This window comes from Stenotrophomonas sp. LGBM10 (assembly GCF_046736075.1).
In the GTDB taxonomy this organism is placed as follows: Bacteria; Pseudomonadota; Gammaproteobacteria; order Xanthomonadales; family Xanthomonadaceae; genus Stenotrophomonas.
This window is the reverse complement of sequence record NZ_CP177163.1, coordinates 42,474-62,701: the sequence shown is the minus strand read 5'-3', so window position 1 is coordinate 62,701 and position 20,228 is coordinate 42,474. Positions and strand designations below refer to the sequence as shown.

The 20,228-nt window shown below is 67.4% G+C and carries 15 protein-coding genes; 8 read left to right on the top strand and 7 right to left on the bottom strand.

All coding sequences use genetic code 11. From position 1 onward, the window contains the following. Positions 1 to 174 precede the first annotated feature (174 nt). From ACLB90_RS00190 to ACLB90_RS00180, 3 genes are read left to right on the top strand one after another with little or no spacing between them, the layout of a single operon-like run. Positions 175 to 1,494: a hypothetical protein gene (locus ACLB90_RS00190; protein WP_411851065.1), complete on the top strand. Its 1,320-nt coding sequence runs from the start codon at positions 175 to 177 to the stop codon at positions 1,492 to 1,494. After that, positions 1,491 to 3,476, top strand: a complete 1,986-nt coding sequence (locus ACLB90_RS00185) for a hypothetical protein (RefSeq protein WP_411851064.1) — start codon at positions 1,491 to 1,493, stop codon at positions 3,474 to 3,476. Before ACLB90_RS00190 ends, ACLB90_RS00185 begins: the two co-directional genes overlap by 4 nt. Then, entirely contained in the window at positions 3,473 to 6,109 is a 2,637-nt protein-coding gene (locus ACLB90_RS00180) for a helicase-related protein (RefSeq protein WP_411851063.1), read from the top strand. The genes ACLB90_RS00185 and ACLB90_RS00180 overlap by 4 nt, the downstream gene beginning before the upstream one ends. 18 nt (positions 6,110 to 6,127) lie before the next feature. Here ACLB90_RS00180 and ACLB90_RS00175 read toward each other — a convergent pair whose 3' ends face one another. From ACLB90_RS00175 to ACLB90_RS00160, 4 genes are all read right to left on the bottom strand, one after another. Next, positions 6,128 to 6,376, bottom strand: coding sequence for a hypothetical protein (locus ACLB90_RS00175; RefSeq protein ID WP_411851062.1), 249 nt, complete (start codon positions 6,374 to 6,376; stop codon positions 6,128 to 6,130). Continuing rightward, complete coding sequence (locus ACLB90_RS00170; protein WP_411851061.1) at positions 6,373 to 7,719, bottom strand: TFIIB-type zinc ribbon-containing protein; 1,347 nt, start codon at positions 7,717 to 7,719, stop codon at positions 6,373 to 6,375. Before ACLB90_RS00170 ends, ACLB90_RS00175 begins: the two co-directional genes overlap by 4 nt. Positions 7,720 to 7,740: 21 nt before the next feature. Continuing rightward, complete coding sequence (locus ACLB90_RS00165; protein WP_411851060.1) at positions 7,741 to 8,880, bottom strand: SPFH domain-containing protein; 1,140 nt, start codon at positions 8,878 to 8,880, stop codon at positions 7,741 to 7,743. 382 nt (positions 8,881 to 9,262) lie between these two features. After that, complete coding sequence (locus ACLB90_RS00160; RefSeq protein WP_411851059.1) at positions 9,263 to 11,323, bottom strand: TonB-dependent receptor domain-containing protein; 2,061 nt, start codon at positions 11,321 to 11,323, stop codon at positions 9,263 to 9,265. A 252-nt stretch (positions 11,324 to 11,575) separates the two neighbouring features. Between ACLB90_RS00160 and ACLB90_RS00155 the strand changes: the two genes are divergently transcribed. The 3 genes from ACLB90_RS00155 (at position 11,576) to ACLB90_RS00145 (ending at position 14,771) form a co-directional block, all read left to right on the top strand. After that, positions 11,576 to 12,136 (top strand): M48 family metalloprotease, encoded by a 561-nt coding sequence (locus ACLB90_RS00155; protein WP_411851058.1) that lies wholly within the window; start codon positions 11,576 to 11,578, stop codon positions 12,134 to 12,136. A 93-nt stretch (positions 12,137 to 12,229) separates the two neighbouring features. Beyond that, entirely contained in the window at positions 12,230 to 12,619 is a 390-nt protein-coding gene (locus ACLB90_RS00150; protein WP_411851057.1) for a DUF6713 family protein, read from the top strand. 106 nt (positions 12,620 to 12,725) lie between these two features. Beyond that, positions 12,726 to 14,771 (top strand): TonB-dependent receptor, encoded by a 2,046-nt coding sequence (locus tag ACLB90_RS00145; RefSeq protein ID WP_411851056.1) that lies wholly within the window; start codon positions 12,726 to 12,728, stop codon positions 14,769 to 14,771. An 8-nt stretch (positions 14,772 to 14,779) separates the two neighbouring features. Here the strand turns inward: ACLB90_RS00145 and ACLB90_RS00140 are convergent, their stop codons facing one another. Further along, positions 14,780 to 16,336 carry an EAL domain-containing protein gene (locus tag ACLB90_RS00140; protein WP_411851055.1) on the bottom strand — a complete coding sequence of 519 codons (1,557 nt, stop codon included), beginning with the start codon at positions 16,334 to 16,336 and terminating at the stop codon, positions 14,780 to 14,782. A gap of 99 nt (positions 16,337 to 16,435) precedes the next feature. Next, a complete protein-coding gene (locus ACLB90_RS00135; protein ID WP_411851054.1) occupies positions 16,436 to 16,579 on the bottom strand; it encodes a hypothetical protein in 144 nt (47 codons plus the stop codon). A gap of 59 nt (positions 16,580 to 16,638) precedes the next feature. On the opposite strand from ACLB90_RS00135, the gene ACLB90_RS00130 reads away from it, so the two are divergent. Further along, positions 16,639 to 16,908 (top strand): hypothetical protein, encoded by a 270-nt coding sequence (locus ACLB90_RS00130; RefSeq protein WP_411851053.1) that lies wholly within the window; start codon positions 16,639 to 16,641, stop codon positions 16,906 to 16,908. 59 nt (positions 16,909 to 16,967) lie between these two features. Here ACLB90_RS00130 and ACLB90_RS00125 read toward each other — a convergent pair whose 3' ends face one another. Next, positions 16,968 to 17,747, bottom strand: a complete 780-nt coding sequence (locus ACLB90_RS00125) for a hypothetical protein (RefSeq protein ID WP_411851052.1) — start codon at positions 17,745 to 17,747, stop codon at positions 16,968 to 16,970. A 137-nt stretch (positions 17,748 to 17,884) separates the two neighbouring features. Between ACLB90_RS00125 and ACLB90_RS00120 the strand changes: the two genes are divergently transcribed. Beyond that, positions 17,885 to 20,215, top strand: coding sequence for a TonB-dependent receptor domain-containing protein (locus ACLB90_RS00120; protein WP_411851051.1), 2,331 nt, complete (start codon positions 17,885 to 17,887; stop codon positions 20,213 to 20,215). Positions 20,216 to 20,228: the final 13 nt, after the last annotated feature.

Below are 20,228 nucleotides of genomic sequence, written 5' to 3'. Positions count from 1 at the left end.
ATGCGCTGCGACGCAGTCTGTCGCACCGCGCGACCACCTGCCTCCTGCAACCCAGGATCCGGCGTCCCAGTGCGTTTAGTTTGTGTGACGTAATGCTCATAATGTTGGGATGCGCCTGTGACGCTGCGTTACGTACTGGAACGGACGCCGGCAGGCCATTGCCAAGGAGCGCGCGTGACGGAACGTCTGTGGGGATTGTTGGGACCGGAGAAGCTGGCAACGACGCGTCGTACGCGCACGCTGGATATGAGCCGGGCGGTGCGACGCTTCAACGAACGGGCGGTGCCCGGCACCGGCGGCCTGTGGTTTGGTCGGCAGGCGTACCTGACCGCGCTGAGCGTCGTGGTCGCCGAGCGTGTGACCGCGCGCGGCCTGCGCTGCAGCAACATCGAGATGGCCAATGCCATTGAAGCCATTGCCTGCATGATCGCCTTTGACTGCCACGGGCGGGTGACCGATCCGCGACTGCGCGGCCGCAACAAGCTGCCGGCCGACGGCGCGCCCACCTTCGCCGTCGCACGGCAACGCGGCTTCCATGTCGCCCAGCCGATGCGCATGTCCACTGCACAGGCGCTGCCGTTCCTGGGCCTGGCCCATGCAGCGGGGTCGCGGTTCAATACCTTCAGCAGCACCGATGCCGCCATGCCGTTCATCGAGGCCTGCGCCGACACTGAGAAGGTGGGCAAGCACAGGAGTGTGGTGGACTACTTGGAGAATTGGGCCGTCAACGGCCCACTGAGCTTCAACAATGCCGAGCTGCGCACGGCCCTTGATCCCACCCGACCACTGCCAGCGAGCGCCTGCAAGCTGCTCCGGTATGCCGTGGAGGAGGGAGGCGCCCTGGACCCCGCCGACCGCAACCGCCGTCAGAACGCGTGGCGCTGGGTCGCGCGCCTGCAGGCGTCGACGACCGTCGCCGACCACATCGACCATCACGCCGGCCCACCCGAGCTCGACGCCGATCATTGGCATGACGTGCGCGCGGGTGCGTATCTGTTCCGTGTGCGCGACGCCGCCAATGCGGTTCTCGACAGTGTCGAAGGCATCCTGGCCACGCGCCAGGGCAAGGTGCGCCTGCCGCTGGATGGGTCACTGCCCACGGTGGTGACCTCCCAGCTCACCCAGCTTGCCGACCACGCCCGCGCGTTCCTCGCCCTGGGCCACCACGACGACGAAGCCAACCGCTTCAGTCGCGAATGCGAAGCGGGGGGCGCGGACACGCTGCGCGCCCTGCTGCGCCGCGACGACCACGTGCTGCGCCTGCTCGACGACTGCGCGCAGCCGGGCCCGGCCTACACCGGCCAGCCGCCGGCGTTGCCGCAGGACAACGGCGACCCGCAGGAAGAAACCGGCCTGGATGCCTACGCGCCCTCGCTCCCCGCCGGCCGTTCGTATCGCCTGCGCAACCTGTATCTGCTGCACATGGATCTGCACGGCCTGCTTGGCCCGAAGATCGATGCCGCCCGCGCGGCCGCAGCGGGAGTGTCCGCATGAGCCGTAAGCCCCACCTCAAGCAGCCCTCGCTGCTGGATTACTTCACTGCGCCTGATGGCTGTGTGGGCGAGTTCGGCTGGATCTGCGGATTCTCGGCCGATGCCGCGTTCATCAACCAGGCGGCGGACAACTTCACCACCCAGTCCGCCGCGCAGCGCGCCGCCGCCGGCCAGATCAGCCTTGCGCTGATGCTGGACCCGAGCCAGCCAGCGCTGCTGCCCACCGCGATACCCGGTGTCGCGCATCTGCCGCTGCAGGACCTCTCGCGCAAGCCGTTCCGCCTGCTGCACGCCAAGGTGGCCCTGCTCGGATTCCGTGATGCAGCGACGGCAGACCGACATGTGCTGCGGCTGGTGGTTTCCACCGGCAACTGGACGCGGCAGACGGTCGAGGAGAGCCTGGACCTGGCCTGGTGCATCGATCTGGAGGTGGCGGCCGACGCCGAGGACGATGCGGTCAGCCGTGCCGACATGTGTGCCGCACAGGCCTTGTTCGCGTGGCTGCTGGACCTGCACGACACCCGCCTGCTGGATGCGGACACGCCGCTGTCGGGCCGGGAGGCCGCCGATCGTGTCGACCATTGGATCGCCCGCTGCAACCGGTCGCCGCGAGTGCGACCGCGCCTGCTGGACACGCGCAGCCGCTCGCTGCTCAAGCAGATCATCGACGGGCTCGAGCGCGAAGGCGGTGTGGCACGAAACCATTTGTGCATGGGCTCGGGCTTCTATGAAGCAGCGACCGCACGCAAGGGCGGTACCGCGCTGCCGACGCTGCCGCACAAGGTCGTCAAACGCCTGAAGGCCACGCAGGTGCTGGCGCCGCGCGCGCGCGTCGACCTGTATGTGAATCCGCAGGCCTGCCAGGCCATCGCCGGTGCGGTTGACCAGCTGGGGCAGGATCCGGATCACCCGATCCGCGTCAGGGCCGCCGCAGCACCAGCAGCGGTGTTCGGTCCGGACAGCCAGCGCACGCTGCACGCCAAGTTCCTGTTCTCGTCCAACCGCAGCAAGACCACCGGCGCGTGCAACAGCGCCTGGCTCTATCTGGGGTCGGGCAACCTGACCACCGCCGGCCTGCTCAGTGCTGCCTCGCCGGCGGCGGGCAATCTCGAAGCCGGCATCCTGGTGTTCCCCGACGGTCTGGTCTGGGAAAAGGGCCACGACCCGTCGCGGTGGATCGAGAATCTGCTGCCGATCGGCGGAGACGTCGTGGGCGATCTGCCGGCACTCCAGCCCGGCGATCCGTGGGCGCCGCCCCCGCCGCAGCATGTGGCCGCCCCCATCGCCTACCTGGTCTGGACGGCCGACGGCCGGCTGACCCGTCCCGACCCGACGGCAGGAGATGTGGAGGTACTCGACGAGGCAGGCACCCCCTGCGCGATCGCGGCGGACGGCTACACCTGGTCCGGTCCTGCGCCGCGCGTGGTGCGCGTGCGCTGGGTGGTCGGCGCGGACACCCACCTGGCCTGGGTGCCGGTCATTGACGCGCACGGGCGCGTGGCCGCCACGCCGCTGCCGGCCATCGATCTCGATCACGCCTGGACGCAGCTTGCCGCGTTCCCGCGCCTGCCCGAAGAAGAAGAGGGCGAAGGCGAGGGTGATCCGGGGATTCTTCCGGACGACCCACGCGATGGCCCGGACCGGCGCACGCCGCCGACCCTGGGCACGGGCACGGCGATCCGCCAGATGATGATGCTCATTGAACAGATCGCCGCGCGGCAGACCGATGTGGAGGCCGGGGATTGGACGCGCTGGTGCAACCGCGTCGAACAGTCCCTGTTCCAGGCGCGGCAGTGTCCTGCCGTGGCCTGCTTCGCGCAGATGCAGCTCAACCCGCTCAGCCCGCTGCATGCGGCCGCGTTCCGGCCCGCCTTCGCCGAAGACGACACGACCGCGGCCGGACGCCACTACGAGCACACCCTGCGCCGGATAGCGCTGGCCTGGGGCACCCATGACTACGCCGCCCTGGAGGGCACGCAATGACCGCCGGGCTCCGAGGATGGCAGGACGTGGATACCCATGCGCGCGACGTCGTCCGCGACGCGCGCATCGAACTCAATCCCGGTCAGGCCGCGAGCCTGCTGCAGCTGACCACGCGCCTGAAGGAGCACGGCGCGATCCTGGCCGACGAGGTCGGCATGGGCAAGACGCGCATTGCCGTGGCGTTGGCCCATTGCGTTGTACAGGCCGGCGGGCGCGTGGCGATCGTGGCGCCGCCGGGTCTGGATGACCAGTGGCGACGCGAACTCCAGCGTGGCGGCCTTCCGGCGCGACCGCTGCTGCGCAGCGTCTACCAGTACCTGCAGGCATGGGAGCACCCGCATGCGCCGGCCCCCTGGTTCGATGAGTCGGTCGTGCTGGTGTCGCACTACTTCGCCCGCTGGCGGCTGGGCGGCGCATCGCACGCCTGGCGCTGGGCGCTGCTGCCGGAGTTGATCGCCCGCTGGCGCAAGCACGAGACGGGCGCTGCACCGTGGGGCTACAAGGACCACCCGCTGCTGACCGACCCGTGGGTCAACCACGCCGCCGCGTCCATCGTGGAGCGACTCGCCTCCCCGGGGCATCGGGCGGAACGGGCCGCCCTGCGCAGACTGGCGGACATCCACGACCCGTGGGTACACGCCCTTGCACCGGACGGCTACGGCAACGACACGCCGCTGCGCCAGTCCCTGCAGCGCGCCACCGGTCTTGGGCTGGGCAGCTTCGATCTGGTCATCATCGATGAGGCGCACAAGAGCCGCAGCGACAACAGTCTGCTCAACCAGCTGTTGAACGACGTACTGCTTGCGCCGGGGGCCAGCAGCCGGCGCCTGGCCATGAGCGCCACGCCGGTCGAGCTGGACGCCTCGCAATGGACGCAGACGCTGCAGCGCATCGGCCTTCCCGACGACGACGCAGAACGCATCCAGAAGGCCATCAATGACTACGTCGTCGCCGTCACCAACGTGCGCCGCTTCCCGTTCAAAGAAGGCATGGTCGAGGCGTTTGCCACGGCGTCGCAGACCTACCAGGCCGCGCTGGCACCCTACGTCCTGCGCCGCGACAAACGCGAAGACGACACCGTGCAGTCCTTCAGGGAACACGCTGGCGGTGACATCGGTGCCTACCGTCGCGTCGAGAAGATCCGCGTGCCGCTCGAGGGACTGCCCGTCGAATGGCAGCGTGCGGTATGCGCCGCCGAAGCGCTGTCGCTGGCCAGCCGGCTGCACGAAGACCCGCAGGCGAAACGGCAGCGTCTGACCGTGGGCAACGGGCACGGCATTGCCGAGTTGATCGACCGTACCGTCGACCCGGCCGAGAACGCCGCGGCGGCAACGGCCGAGGACAGCGGTGTGACGCTGTCCGCCCGCGACAGCAAACGCATCGCGCGTACCGCCTGGTGGACTGCGGCGCTGCGCAACGCCGTGCGGCCGCCGCGCGACACCGGCGGTGCGCTGTACCGGCACCCGGCGATCCGCGCTGCCGTCGAAGCCATCGAGGCTACCTGCGACACGGGCGAGAAGGTGCTGGTGTTCGCCCGCTATCGCGCGCCGATGGACGCGCTGGCACACCTGCTCAATGCGCGGCGCATGCTGCGCGCGCTCGACGCCGGCCGGCCGTGGCCGCAGCAGCGCGTCCACCAGGAGGAATGGCCGGCCGTCCAGGCCGCCCACGCAGAGCTCCACCCGGGCCGGCCACTCGACCGCGCGTCACTCGACGCGCAGCTGGCGGCCAATTACCAGCAGCTGGAGAACAGTCGCCAGCGCTTCCGCACGGCACTGGTGACCACCATCGAGGAGGGCATGCAGCGGCTGGACGCCCCGCTGCGCAGGCGATTCAACGGCACGTTCCTGGCCTTCAAGCAGGCGCAGCACGCCCACCACGTGGCTGCCGACGGTACGTCAGGCAGTGTGCTCGCCGCCGTTGCACGTGCGCTCGCCGACCACCTCGGCGACGGGCTGGATGCCGCCTCGCCGGAGGACATCGCGCAGGCGTTCATCGACCTGGTCCAGGCGGCCACCAACCTGGACAGCGGCAGCGATGAGGAAGACGAAGGCGCGGCCGACGTCGACGCGGCCGATGCCGGCGCCTGGGCGGTCACCGCGCAGCGCGTCACCGAAGACTATGCGCACAACCGGGGCGGGTTCGCCCGGCTGATGCACGGCGGCACCGTGCCGGGCACCCGGCGGCTGCTGCAGCTCGCCTTCAACCGCGAACATGCGTTCCCGCGTGTGCTCATCGCGCAGTCGATGGTGGGCCGCGAAGGGCTGAACCTGCACCTGGCGTGCCGCACCGTGGTGCTGCTGCATTCGGAGTGGAACCCGGCCGTGGTGGAGCAGCAGATCGGCCGCGTGGACCGGCTCGGCAGCCTGTGGGAGCGCATGCTCGCCGACGCGATCGGTAGAAAGGTTGCGCCGGACCAGCTGCCCCGGATCGAGATCCGGCCCGTGGTGTTCGAGGGGACCTACGACGAAACACACTGGGCCGTGCTCACCCAGCGCTGGGACAACCTGCGGGCGCAGCTGCACGGCGACATCCTGCCGTCGTGCGCGGCCGGGGACGAGGAAGGCATTGCACTGCGCAACCGCATCGCCAAGGCCGCGCCGCAGTTCTCGCCGTTGAAGACGGCGCCGTGAGCAACGCGGGAGACCGGCTCAGGTCTCCCGTTTCACCCGCGAGCGGTAGGCCCCGACGTTGTTGCCGGGAATCTGCCGCTCCTGCGTGCCCGTCACGGTATCCACCAGCCGGTCCGAGCCGGTGACCGGCTTGGCCTCGACCGTGGTTTCGCGTTCGAACGCATGCGATTTGTCGGTGTTGCGGTAGTACCGGTACAACGCCCAGTACAGCGCCGTGGCGCCGGCGGGGCCGGCTGCCAGCAGCCAGAGACCACTGTCATCGCTCATGAGGAGGCCACCAGGAAGAAGAGGACGAGGGCTTCGATGATCGTGCCGGTGGTGAGCGCGGCCAGCAGCAGCTTCCACTGCTGCACGGGCACGCTGCCCATCGTTTCACCGGTGCGGCCGTTCACCGCGATGTAGTGCAGCATGCCGCCGTTGCGGCCGGGCTGGTGGTACGAGTACAGCCACACCGGCAGATACATCGACACCCAGCGCGAGCCGTGCACGTCCAGCCGCTCCTGTTCCCAGCGCACGCCGCGGTCGTAGCGACGCACCGAGCCTTCGACCTGCGCGCGGGCGATCGACAGCAGCTGGTCTTCCAGGCGCGGGCGCAGCTGCTCCACATCGACGTTGCGCTTTTCCGAGGTGAAGCCATTCAGATACGACGCGTTCCACTTCAGCGCGTTCTTGGTGTCGAACGGCAGGATCGTGTTGATGATGTTGTTGGTGTTGGCCCGGGTATCGAGGTTGCCGCGCTCGGTGGACGACTCCAGTGGCAGATCGTCCACGGTGAAGTCCACGTGCCGCTCGACCTGGTACACGTCGGCGTCGTAGTAGGTCTGCTTGTTCTTCTCGGTGCCGCGGGTGTACTCGCGGGTCTGGATCTCGCCCTTGCCGGCCACGCTGGCGCTGACGTTGCTGTCCACGATCATGTAGGGCAGGTACACGCCAACCACGTTCTCCGGCGTGAACTGGTCCTTGAACGCCTTCAATGCGAACAGGCGGCGCTTGTCCACGAACTGGCGGATGCGCGCCACCGCGTCGTCCTTGGTGATGTGGAACGGGAGCACCGCATCCGGCACCGCACCGTTGGCCACCTGCTCGTTGACGCCGAACACATGGCGGCACCAGTGGCAGCGTGCCGTCATCGTGCTCTCGGTATTGATCGTCACCTCGGCACCGCAGCCGGTGCACTTGAAGCTCATCAGGCTGGCCGCATCGGCCGCGATATCGCGCGCGCCCGAGGCGATGATCGTGCCGCGAAGCTGGTCCAGGCCTTCGCCGAGCCCGAACGCATCCTCCACCGTGGTGCCATGCCACTCGTTGCGGCAGAACTGGCAGACCAGGATATCGGTGCCGAGCTTGGGCCGGATGTCGGTCGAGCCGCACTTCGGGCAGCGGTTGAGGCCGTCCTTCAGCTCGGCGGCCGAGGTATCGATGGCCACCGGATCGGGCGCCTGGATCTCCTCGCGGATCGGATCGGGCAGGGTGACCGGATCGACCGGGAAGCTGCCGGGCAGCGGCGGAACGTCCCGGGGCGAACCGGGACCGGTCACCGGTGCCGCCGGCGAAGGCGGCAACGGAGGGGGTGCTGCCGGCAGCGGCGGCGGGGTGCGGGAGTCGGACATGGTCGCAGCGTATCCCGGGCCTTACAGGCCCAGCGCCTTGGCCTTGAGCGCGTCGTAGTCGTCCTGGGTGATCAGGCCCAGATCGAGCATTTCCTTGGCCTTCTTCAGCTTGGCGACCGGATCATCGGCGGCCGGTGCGACCGGCTGCTGCATGCCGCCCACACCGAACATCCCCGATGCCATGCCCACGCCGACCAGGCCCGCCGCACCGCCGTTCTCGCCGGCGGACTGGATGCCCTGGGCAACGCTGGCCTGCAGGTTCGAGTTGCCGCGTGCGCCAGCCAATGCGTCGGCGCGCTGCACGGTCTTGAGCAGCTCGCGGGTGTTGGCGTCGTACTCGATCGACACGATCGCGGTCTTGACGATGGCCAGGCCACGATCGGACTTCCACTGGTAACCCTGTTCGACCGCGTCGGACAGGCTCTTGGCGAAGCCCAGCGAATCCTGCTGCAGCTTGGTGATGCGGTTGCCCTTGGCCGGATCGTTCGTGTACAGGCTGAAGGCCGGCGCGAGCGAACCCACCACTTCATTGAACAGCTGGCTGGCGGCAGCATTGTCCAGGTCGGTGAAGTCGAACACCTGGCCCGGCTGCAGGTAGCTGGCCGGGACGAAGTTCTTCACAAACAGGATCGGATCGACGATCTTCAGCGTGTAGGAGCCGCGCGTGATCGCGCCGACCTGCGTACCCAGGAAGCCGTCGTCCCAGTAGATTTCAGATTGCGTGCCGAAGCGGTTGTCGGGCAGTTCCTTCAGCGACACGAAGAATGCCGCCTGCTGGGCACCCGGCTGGCCGCCGAACTTGAAACGCTCCCAGCTCTGCTTGATCAGCGGGCCGACCAGGCCGTCGCCGGCGAAGATCGACTGCGAGTTGGTGTCGTCCGAACGCCATTCATAGCCACCCGGCTCGGCGACGAAACCGGTGATCGCGCCATCCTGGAACAGCAGCAGGCCGTAGCCTTCGGGCACGACGATTTTCGAGCCATTGGTGATGATGTTCGACGATGCACTGGTGTTCGACCCGCGCCCGGCATTGGTGCCGCGCGGAACGGCGGCGAACAGTGCCGCGGTCGACGGCAGGCCGGCCGGCACGGTGAAAAAGTCCTTCCACTGGTCGGCCAGCACGCCGCCCACTGCACCCTTCACTGCCTGTACAAGACCCATGATCCGCTCCCTGTCATCGACGGACGGGCACCGCGCCCGTCATTGAATCGCACTATATCAGCAGGCGAGGGCGGTCCATCGATGCCCCTGCGGCACGGATGTTGCCGGCCAGCGGCCGGCACTACAGGGGTCGGCGCGGCCGTGCCGGCCACCGACCGGCACCGCAACGCATCGGTCGTGCCGAAGGCCGGCAACGTAATACCCCGGTAGTGCCGGCCGCTGGCCGGCAACGTAGTACACCGGTAGTGCCGGCCGCTGGCCGGCAACGTAATACACCGGTAATGCCGGCCGCTGGCCGGCAACGTAGTACATCGGTAGTGCCGGCCGCTGGCCGGCAACGTAATACCCCGGTAGTGCCGGCCGCTGGCCGGCAAATCGCCGATCAGAACCGCGCAGTCGCCCCAACGAAGAAGGTGCGCGCACCGCCGTCGTAATTGTTGCCCTCGTCCACGGTGGACACGTCGCCCAGGTTGAGCACGCCTGCACGCAGGGTCAGGCTCTCATTGACGTCGTAGCCGGTGACCAGATCCCAGGTGGTGTACGCCTTGGCGAAGGTGGGGCTGGTGCTGGACACCAGCTGCTCACCGATATGCTGCGCGCTCAGGTTGAGCGACCAGGCATCGGTGACCTGCCAGTCCAGCGAGGTGTTGGCGGTCAGCTTGGGCACCACCAGCAGATTGGCGCCGGTGGTGCGGTTCTTCGATTCAAGCATGCGGGTGGCGTTGGTGGTCCAGCGCAGCCGCTCGTGCAGGGGAACCGTCACGCTCGCTTCCACGCCACGGGTGCGTGCCTTCTGGATGTTCTGCGCCACCGTCCACCAGAAACCGTTGACGAAGCTGGTGGTGTAGCCGGGGATGTCACGCAGCGGCACCTGTTCGATCTTGTCGTCGAAGTCGGTCAGGAAGTAGGTCGCCGACGCGGACCAGCCGTCGCGGTCGAAGCCGGCGCCCAGCTCGTAGTTGGTGCTGGTTTCCGGCTCCAGGTTCGGGTTGCCCGCCATGTAGCAGCCGGTGGTGCCGTCGGCGCTGACCGAACGGCTGGTCCAGCCTTCCACGGTCAGGCTGCGGCAGCCGTTGCCGCCCGACTGCGTGGCCGCGCCGGCGCTGCCCTGCTTGAGGTTGGGCGCGCGGAAGCCCTGCGACACACCGCCCCGGATCGTCCATGCATCCGACGGATGCCACACGCCGTACACGCGCGGGCTCAGGTTGTCGTCGTAGTTCTCGGTGTTGTCCCAGCGCAGGCCCACGGTGAGGGTGAAGCGCTCGTGCAGGGCAATATGGTCTTCAGCGAACAGCGCCCAGGCATCGGCTTCGTTGGTCGGGCTGATGCGGCCACTGCCGCTCCAGGTCACCGGCACCGTGCCAATCGTGTCGTTGTTCTTCAGCTCCTCGCGCTTCCACTGGCCGCCCACGTTCAGGCGATGCTCCACGCCCCATTCGAAGCCGGTCGAGAACGCCGTGTCGAACACGGTTTCCTTGGAGTGGTTGCCCACCTGGCTGCCCTTGTCCTTGTAGTCGTTCTGGGTCAACGTGCTTTTGGACGTGCTGGAATCGCCGTAGCGCCCGTCATGGGTGGCCACATAGCCGGTGTGGACCAGCTTGGACAGGCCCCAGGCGCCGAGCGTGCCGGCGCCCTTGTTGCGCTGTACGCCGCGCGATGCCTCCACGCCCACGGTGTGGTCGCCATTGATTGCCCAGTTGAGCAGCGCGTTGGCGTTCTCGGCCTTGTTGCCCGGCGTCTGCCCACGGACCCGATCGGACTCGCGATCGGTCACGTTGGCGCCCACGCGCAGGCCGAGGGTCTCGGTCAACGGGCCGCTGAAGAGCGCGCCCGCCTGCACGGTATCGCCCCGGGAGGACGAATCCGGCGAGCTGTAGTTGTACGTCACCGAACCGCCCCATTCGGAGGCGATCTTGCGGGTGATGATGTTGATCACCCCGCCCATCGCATCGGAGCCATACAGCGACGACATCGGACCGCGCACCACCTCGATGCGCTCGATCATGTCCGGCGACAGCCAGTTCAGATCCTGCGGACCGAGATCGTCGCGGTAGTTCACGCCGGAGGAATTGCCCTGGCGACGACCATCGATGAGGATCAGCGTGTACTGCTCGGGCAGGCCGCGCAGGCGGATTTTGGACTGCGCGCCGGACAGCGCGTAGCCGCCGGTAACGCCGGGCACCGTGCTCAGCAGCTGGCCGATGCTGGACACCGGCTTGCGCTCGATCTCTTCGCGGGAGATGACGGTGATGCTGGCCGGCGCGTCCTTGATCCATTGCTGGGCACCGGTCGCGGTGACCACCACCGTATCCATGTCCTTGGCAGCGGCGGAAGCGGAGGCATCGCCGGTGACGGCCGCGTGCGCCTGGCCACACAGGGCGAGGGCAATGGCGGCGGCAAGCGTGGCGGCGGCGTGGGAAAGCGTGGGGGAGGCAACGCGCATCGAGCAAACTCCTGAAAGAAAAGGGTCCGCTGGCGATGGCTGGGACGTCCGTGTAACGAAGGTTTTAGATAACGTTAACAATGTTATCACGACGCATTCGCATTTGACACGTTGCGTTACGTCTTCCGTGCAGACCGGGCGCGTCCTGCACAGCACATGCAACGCTGCGCCAAACCGGTGCCGGCGCCACACCGTAGAACGGTGTCTCCGCTGCCCCGCATGCGCGGGGCCGCATCACCCGGGAGTACGACCATGTCCATGACCACCGACCAGGCGGGCGCCTTCGTCACCGCCGCGCTGTCGAAGATCTCCGAACTGTTCTATGCCGGCGCCGTTCCCACCGCCTTCGACATGCCGATGGTGGGCAAGGTCGTCACGGAAGAGGGCGACCAGCCCAACGGCAACCTGACGCCGATCGACGACGATATGGGCCTGATCGTGAGCGAGGGCCTGTTGGCGCTGCACGACGATCTCACCATCAAGTTCGCCCTCGGCCACGAACTCGGGCATGGCACCAGCCTGCACATCCTCAGCCAGGTCGGGCTGGAAGGCATCAGCGGGCAAGCCACCGAAGTGATTGCCGACCTGAGCGCGGCCTACATCCTCGTGCAGCTCGGCAGCACCTGGGACGCGGTGATCGGGTCGATCAGCACCTGGCGCGACACGGATATCTTCGACGCCCATGCCAGCGGCCACCATCCGCCGGGCGACGAGCGCGTCGCGCATGTCCAGGCGCTGCAGGGCCTGATCGAGAAGAAGATCGCCTTCAAGGACGCCGCCTACCAGATCTGCAACCCGCTGCCGCGCACCTGAGACCAGCACGGAGCGCAGCACGTATCGCGCCTGTCCGGGCCGGGCACCGCTATCATTCCCCCCTGGCACGGAATGCTCCGGGGGAATGATGTAATGGACACCAAGGCACCACCACGCACTGCACTGGAACACCTGTATTTCGGTACCGCCCTCGCACTCGTGCTGCATCAGATCGATGCCGCGTTCTGGCACGAATGGGACATGTTCGCTGTCCCCGGCGGCATCCAGGGCTTTCTGGTGTTCAATCTCGTCGCGGTCGGTGCCGTGCTGTGGGGCTACCGCAGCGTGGTGCTGGATGTGCGCTCCGCGCGGCGGTGGGCGATGGGCTGCGGTGCACTCGGCATCGGCACGGCCGCACTGCACGCCGCGTTTGCCGTGGCCGGGCACCCGGCATTCGGCCTGCCGCTGTCGGTACTGACCCTGCTGCTGTGTTTCGCGCTGGGCACGGCACTGCTGGTGGTGGCGTACCGCCGTCCCCACTGAGGCCGCGGCCGACGCGCCGATGAGGCGGCTGCTGAACTGCAAATGTTATACTGTTACACTTCGGGGTGGTGCACTTCCTTCCCCCCGATACATACCCGTTGCCCCCATGAAATCCCACGTTCTCGTGGCCGCCGTCGCGGCCGCGCTGCTCACGCCCGACGCCAGAGCCCTCGCTGCCGATGCCACGCAGACACTGGGCAAGGTGGATGTCCACAAGCACGGCGAAGGACAGCTCACCGCACACCAGGTGCTGACCTCGGTGGATGTGCTGGGTGCCGATCAGATCCAGGCCAAACATGTGCAGCACAGCTGGGAGCTGCTGGGGCAGATGCCAGGCATCCAGCTCACCGAAACCCGCCAGGGTGCCGAATCGGGCAAGGTCAGCTTCCGCGCCTTCAACGGCGAGGGGTATCTGAATGCCATCAAGACCCTGATCGATGGCGTGCCAAGCAACGTCAACAGCGGCAACCAGCGCTTCATCGACATGCTGTTTCCGCTGGAAATCAGCTACATCGAGGTGGTGCGCGGCACCAATGACCCGCGCTACGGGCTGCACAACATCGGCGGCAACCTCAACGTCGGCACGCGCCAAGGCGGCAACTACACCGATGCGCGCCTGTCATACGGCAGCGACAACAGCCGCGATGCACAGCTGGCGGTGGGACGGGAACGTGACGGCGTGGCGCAGAACTATTTCGTGGGGACGCAGGCCTCGCAGGGCTACCGCGACCACGATGCATCGAAGAAGTACACGCTGGCGGGCAAGTGGTACTACGGCAGTCTGGAGGAAGGGATGCGCATCGGTCTCACCGCGCGCACCTACCACCACGAGGCGGACGAGCCGGGCTTCATGACGGCCACCGAACTGGCGGCCGATCGCCGCGGCAGCGCTCGGCGCAACGCCAACGATGGCGATGACCGCGACATGCGCCAGGCGGTTGCCCATCTGGACCTGCAGCTGGCCGACACCCTGTTCGCTGCCGCCCGGCTCTACTACAACCGCTACCAGGACGACCGCCGGGTCACCTTCAGCGACGTGCCCACCGGCAACCTTCCGCGCCAGCGGCGCGTGTGGGACGAAACGCAGACGGGCATGCTCGGCACCCTGACCTGGCAGGCCAGCGACACGCTGGTCATCGAGGGCGGCCTGAACTACGAGCACCAGGACAACCGCTACCGCCGCGAGCGATACGCCTACGCCGAGCCCACCGACTTCACCGCACCGCCGGCGCGCATCCAGAATGACGATCGCCATACGTTCAACAACCAGGGGGCCTACGTGCAGGCCATCTACCAGCCCTACGCCGCGCTGAAGATCGTGCCGGCCTACCGGGTGGACCGGTTCGACGGCCACACACGCCTGATCGATGGCCGTACCGGGCCACTGCAGCGCTACGGCACCATCGGGCAGCCCAAGCTGAGCCTGGTTCATGCCCTGGGCCCGACCACCAATGTGTATGCCAACTGGGGGCGCACGTTCCAGGTGCTGACCGGCGGCACTGCTCCGGCCTACCTCACCCCGGGGCAGGCGCCGATGCGTCCCTCGACCAACAGCGGCGTCGAACTGGGCATGACCTTCAGCCCCGTTGCGGGCAGCCAGGCACGCATCGCGGTCTGGCAGCAGGATGCGGAAAACGAGGTCTCCAACATGCCCGCCACCGGCACCACAGTGGTGCTCGGCAAGACCCGCCGGCGCGGCGTGGATGCACAGATCAGCGCACCGCTGGGCAAGGCGTGGACTGCCTGGGCCTCGCATGCGTATCAGGAAGCAAAGATCACACGGGATGACCGCGACCCCGCGCTGTCCCTCGTGGGCCGCGAAGTCGCGGCCACACCGCGCCACATCAGCACGGTCGGCCTGGACTACCAGGCCACCGACGCGCTGCGGCTGGGCCTGCAGGGCAGGGCGCAGGGCGACTACTACCTGGAAGAACGCAACGTAGCCGGCAAGTTCGGCGCGTTCGCGGTGCTGGATCTCAGCGCGAGCTACCAGATCAGTCCGGCCTGGGGCATCGACCTGCAGGTCCGGAACGCGACCGGTCGCCGCTACGCCTACGCCTGGTACGACAGTTTCTTCTGGGAACAGGCCCAACCCATGTTTTCGCCAGCGGCAGGTCGTTCGGTCTACCTCGGTGTCACCCTGAAGCACTGATCCCGGGGTCAGTGCGCGGGCAGGCTTGCCGACGCCACCGGCCGCCCGAGCAGCCAGCCCTGGCCGATCCCGTCCGGCACCAGCGACAGCATGTGCGATGCCTGCTCCTCGGTCTCGACGCCCTCCACGATCAGGTCCAGTTCCAGCGCGGCGGCCATCGCCGCGATGGACTGCACCACCTGGCTCACCGCCGAGGCCGTTCCGATCGCCCGGGTGAAGCGGCGGTCCATCTTGATGGCGGTGATCGGCAGTTCGGTCAGATAGGCGAAATTGGAGTACCCGGTGCCGAAGTCATCGACGTAGAAGCGGTACCCGAGGGACTTGAGCTCGAGCATGCAGGCGGCAAGGTCGTGATGGTCGGCCGTGGCGCGCTCGGTCAGTTCCAGCACGATCTGGTCCGGGCACAGACCCAGCCGGCGCACTTCATGGTGCACATAGCGGCGGAAACCGGCGTCCAGGAGGTCCTGCGAGGTCAGGTTGATGCTCAGATAGAAGGCGGCGTTGCCGCGCAGCCGCTCGGCCATCTCACCCAGTGCGATGCTCACCAGCCGCTTGGCCATCCGGGTGCCGAGGCCGTCGCGCTCGGCCAGCGGCACGAACCGGTCCGGCGGAATTTCGCGGCCATCCTCGGTGCGCCACCGCGCCAGCGCCTCCACACCCAGCAGTTGCCGGTCCGACAGCGAACGGATCGGCTGATACACCATCGACAGCCCCTGGCCATCGATCGCGCGCCTGAGCTGGGCGAGCAGGGAACGACGACGTTCCCGATAGTCGTTGGCCACCAGCGCGATGCCGGCGCCGGCCAGCGCGCCCAGCACCGCCAGCGACAGGCTGAACCACCACGGTTCAACCAGCACGCTCGACCCGGATTTACGGGCCGACACACAGATATCAAACCCGGTACTGCAGCGCCACGCCAGGCGCGTCGCCCCGACGTCCAGCGCGGAGGCGGCCTCACCGATGGTCAGGCCCTGGGTATCGCCGAAGCGCTGGAACAGGTGCTTGCCGTCGCGCGTGGACACCACCACACCCATGCCCGCCGGTGCACGGCTGACACGATCGAACGCGATCGGTGACGTGGTCACCACCGCGCCGTCGCGGGCCACCATATCGGCGGCGATATCGGCGCCGAACACCCCGGGCAGCGCATGCCAGAGGGCGAACCCGCGTACGCGCCGATCCGGCGGAGGCAGCGGCGACGGGGCCGCAAAGACCCCCCAGGAGGCCGAACAGCCCACCGCGCCCTCGACCACACGGCCGATATCGCGCACATAGTGCGACTGGATCGCCAGCCGCCGCAGGTTCGCCAGGTCCTCCGGCGTGCACGCGGTGCCCGGAAGTGCCGCCGCACGGTCCAGCGCTTTCACCGACGCCGAGGCGACCAGCTCCGCGTGTTCCAGCACCAGCTCCGCATAGGCGTCGAGCGCGCGGCCATCGCGCTGTGCCACCACCACCTGGGCAGCCACCAGCGTCACGACCGCACCGAGTGCGGCGGCACAGACGATGCGGCCGATGCCGCCGCCCGGTACGAAGGTGCCCAACCGCGAACGCACTGCCTGGCGCATCTGTACTTCCCTGTGTGGATGCCACTCTGCCTGGAATCGCACCGTATCAGTAACCGGTGTCATCTGCGTCGTCCTTATCGGCGACGGCGCCGTCCACCTTTAGCCGTGCGGGAGCAGGGCATTGCGGGCGGCCGATGGGCACAGACCGTTGACCCGGCGGAACGCGGCGGCAAACTCGGCCATGCGCGCCACGGCAGGCCGGCTGTCGCGGGACGCATCGAGGTAGTCGATCAGCGACAGCAACTGATCGGACGCCGCATTACACCGGCTACCTGGCCGCGCGGTACCAGCACCCCTCAGGCGTGTTCGTCCGCGCCGAGTCGGCGTTTACCGGATCAAGCGCCCTGGACGAGCGCAACCGGGCCTACCAGCCGGCGGTCGCCATTCTCGGGCTGCAGCTCGGCTACACGCAGGGGCCGTGGACCGGCCGCGTGTTCGTGCAGAACCTGACCGACAGGCGTCGCGTCAACGGCCTGATCTTCGACAACCTGGCCTTCGGCCGCGATGGCAACTATTACGGGCCGATCGACACGTCACGGGTGGTGGGTGCGGAGATATCGATGCAGTTCTAGTCAAGGCGCGAACGGCGTGGCCACGATGCATCGCACGCGTGGCCACGCCGCCTCCGGGCTCAGGGCGCGTCGTTCTTCAGGCCGGTCCGGTCGCAGAACTCCATGAAGGTGCGTTCGGTGACGTTGGTGGTGGGGCAGGGCGCCCACGCGGAACGAAGGCCCACCAGATACTCGACCCGGTCATGGAAGAGCGTGAAGTCCTCGACGCTGGTGCGACCCGTCATCGGAATATCCGAACGGAAACTGTTGTGCAGCGCCGTGATCTCCGGATTGATCAGGTTCTTGGTCAGGTCGCCTCGGTTGAGATAGGCCAATCGCGCCCGCGTTCCACCGGCTTCCTCGGTAAAGACGACCTCGTACCAGGTGACGCCGATGCCGTGGTCGGTGAAGAAGCTCGTCGTGTTGCCCACGTAGCCGATGCGGGTCTGCGCGTAGCTGTAGTTGTACCTGGCGCGGACGTCGTTTTCCCGCTCATCCAGCTTCATCCTGTCGGGCACGAGCAGGGTCAACGTTTTCTCCGACGCCGCTTTCAGCTCGGCGGCGGTCTTGCCGGGATAGAAGCGGGTGGATGCCGCCGTCTGTTCGGGCGTGACCTTCTTGGGGACAATTCCGCAGCCACTGACGACGGACATGACAGCGATGATCGCAACGGCTCGCACGGATTGCATTCCTTGGTAGTGTGTCTGGAGCGGGCAAACGCGCCCGCCGGGGGTGAACCGTGTGCACCAGCGTTGCCAGATGAGCTGCATCCCGTGCAGCGCGTTCGGCAGGCGTGGCATCGCCACCGCCTGCGTCGACCCGATCAGCGGGGGCAGAAGCCCCGCGCGATGGATGGTCATCCTTGCCGATACAGCTCCGTTTCGGGCGCGAGTCTACCACCCGCGAGCTTCGTGACGTGCCGCAGCGCCAGTGCGGCGCCATCGGTTGTTGAGTGGAATGTGATGTTATAACATCCCGCTTCTTTCAAGGGGGATGTATGCGTCGTCACGCACTTGCAGTTGCCATTCTTTTCTCCGTCCACAGTGCCTACGCGGCGGAGGACGTCACGCTCCCCACCGTCCGCGTCAACGCCGATGGCCCGTCACGCATCGACAGCATCGTGGTGGTCGAGAACCGCCAGGCGCAGAACCGCACGCTCGGCACCCTGCTTGAGCACGTGTCCGGCGTGCAGAGCAGTGCCTTCGGGCCGAATGCCGGCGCGCCGGTCATCCGCAGCCTCAGCGGCAGCCGCGTGCAGATACTGGAGGATGGCCAGTCCATCCTTGGCCTGAACGCGTTGAGCGGCGACGTCAACATTCCCTTCGACCCGTTGTTTGTCCGCAACGTCACAGTCAACAAGTCGTCGGACACCGTCCGCTATGGCGGCAACGCGCTGGGCGGCAGCGTCAACATCGATTCCGGCCTGATGTCCCGGGCGATGGAAGACAAGGACCAGACGATGGAACTGGTGCTGCGCAAGGGGTTCAACGACGCCGATGCCCAGGGCTTCCGCATGAACTTCAACAACCAGCGCAACCTCTCCACGAACCTGCAGATGTCGGTCCAGCGGATCTCGCACTACGACATTCCGGGCAACAGCAAGGCCGCGGCGTGCGACAGCCGGCTGTTCCCCGCGGCGGGCGGGGTCAACAGCGCGCTCGCCGACGCGTGCCAGAAAGAGGCGAGGGTGCAGCAGATCTACAACAAGGCGTCCCAGCCCTACATCGATCAGTTCATGACCGAAAACCCGGACTGGGCCGACGGCGATTTCTCGTTCTATACCAACGCACCCCGTTCGGTCTGGATGGGCAAGACCTACCTCAATCCGGTCAACCCGGCCTATCAGGAAGGCACCCCGTCGTACGTGCAGAACAGGATCAACCGCGATGTGACGCCCAACTACCGCGGCACGCTCGGCAACAGCTACGCCAGGAACACGCACCTCGGTGTGGGCTCCACGTATTTCTTCGACCGCGGCTACGTGGGCGTCAGCCTGGATACCAAGGACAGCGAGTACGGCGTGCCCGGCTTCTCGATGGAGAACCAGTCCTTCGGTGCGGACGCCACCCGCGACCGTCCGGTAGGAGTCAAGCTCAAGCAGGACAAAGTGGCGATCGAGGGCCAGCTGCGGGACCCGCTGCCCTTCCTCGACAGTGCCGAGCTGCGGGCCTCCCAGGTACGCAACACCTCGGGCGAGTACCTCGGCGCGTCCAAGGCCAACGCGTACCGCTTCAACACCACCCAGGCCGAACTGCTGCTGGCGCAGCAGCCGCTCGGGCCGCTTAGCGGCGTGCTCGGCCTGAGCCATCGCGCCCGTGACGTGGAGGGCGCGGGCAAGGACCGCTACCTGCCCGACGTCATCACCGACAGCAACGCGGTGTTCGTCAAACAGACGCTGGCGTTCGACTGGGCCACCCTCGATGCCGGATACCGGCACGAGCGCGTGGCGCACGATATCCGGGACAGCCGCTTCACCTCCTCACGCAATTCCCCCAACACGCGGCTGGCGGACCGCTCCTACGCCTTGAACAGCTACAACGTCGGCAGCTACGTGCCGCTCGGCCGCCTGTTCGGCGCCAAGCTCCGCTACGCGTCCTCGGAACGGGCGCCCGACATCAACGAGCTGTACGCCAGCAACCGGCACTACTCGATCATGACCCAGGAGGAGGGCAACCAGAATCTCCTGCCGGAGCGCGCCCGGACCACCGAGCTGACGCTGCTGTTCAACCGCGGTGGGCTGCAGGCCACCGCGACGGCCTATCGGATGAAGGTCGACAACTTCCTCTACCAGGGCCACTCCGGCCTGCAGACCGCCAATCGGTTGCCGCTGAAGTACTGGAAGCAGACCGATACCACCGTCAAGGGCTTCGAGGTCGACATGGCGCAGTCGCTGGAACTCGGCCGTGCCGGCACGCTCACGCTGGCTGCCTTCGCCGATCTGGTCAAGAACAGGGCCGACCACCCCGACAGTCTGCGCGGGCACAACGACGGCGCGTACCTGCCCAACATGCCCACCAACCGGTATGGCGCGAACCTGGCGTGGGAACGGGAGGGCTGGACGGCGCGGCTGTCGAGCACCTACTACGACACCCAGCGCTACCTGGGCAAGAACGTAAGCCAGGAAGTGCCGCTGGACGCGTTCAACCTGGTGGACCTGCAGGTCAGCCGTGCGTTCGTTCTGCGCAACGCGTTCGCCTCGTCGATCGAGCTGTTCCTCAACGGCTCCAACCTTCTCGATGAGGACGCGCGTCCGCACAACTCACCGTTGAAGTACATCGCCCCGTTGCCGGGGCGGGGGTTCCAGGTGGGGGTGACGGTACGGATGTAGCCGTGATGGCCGG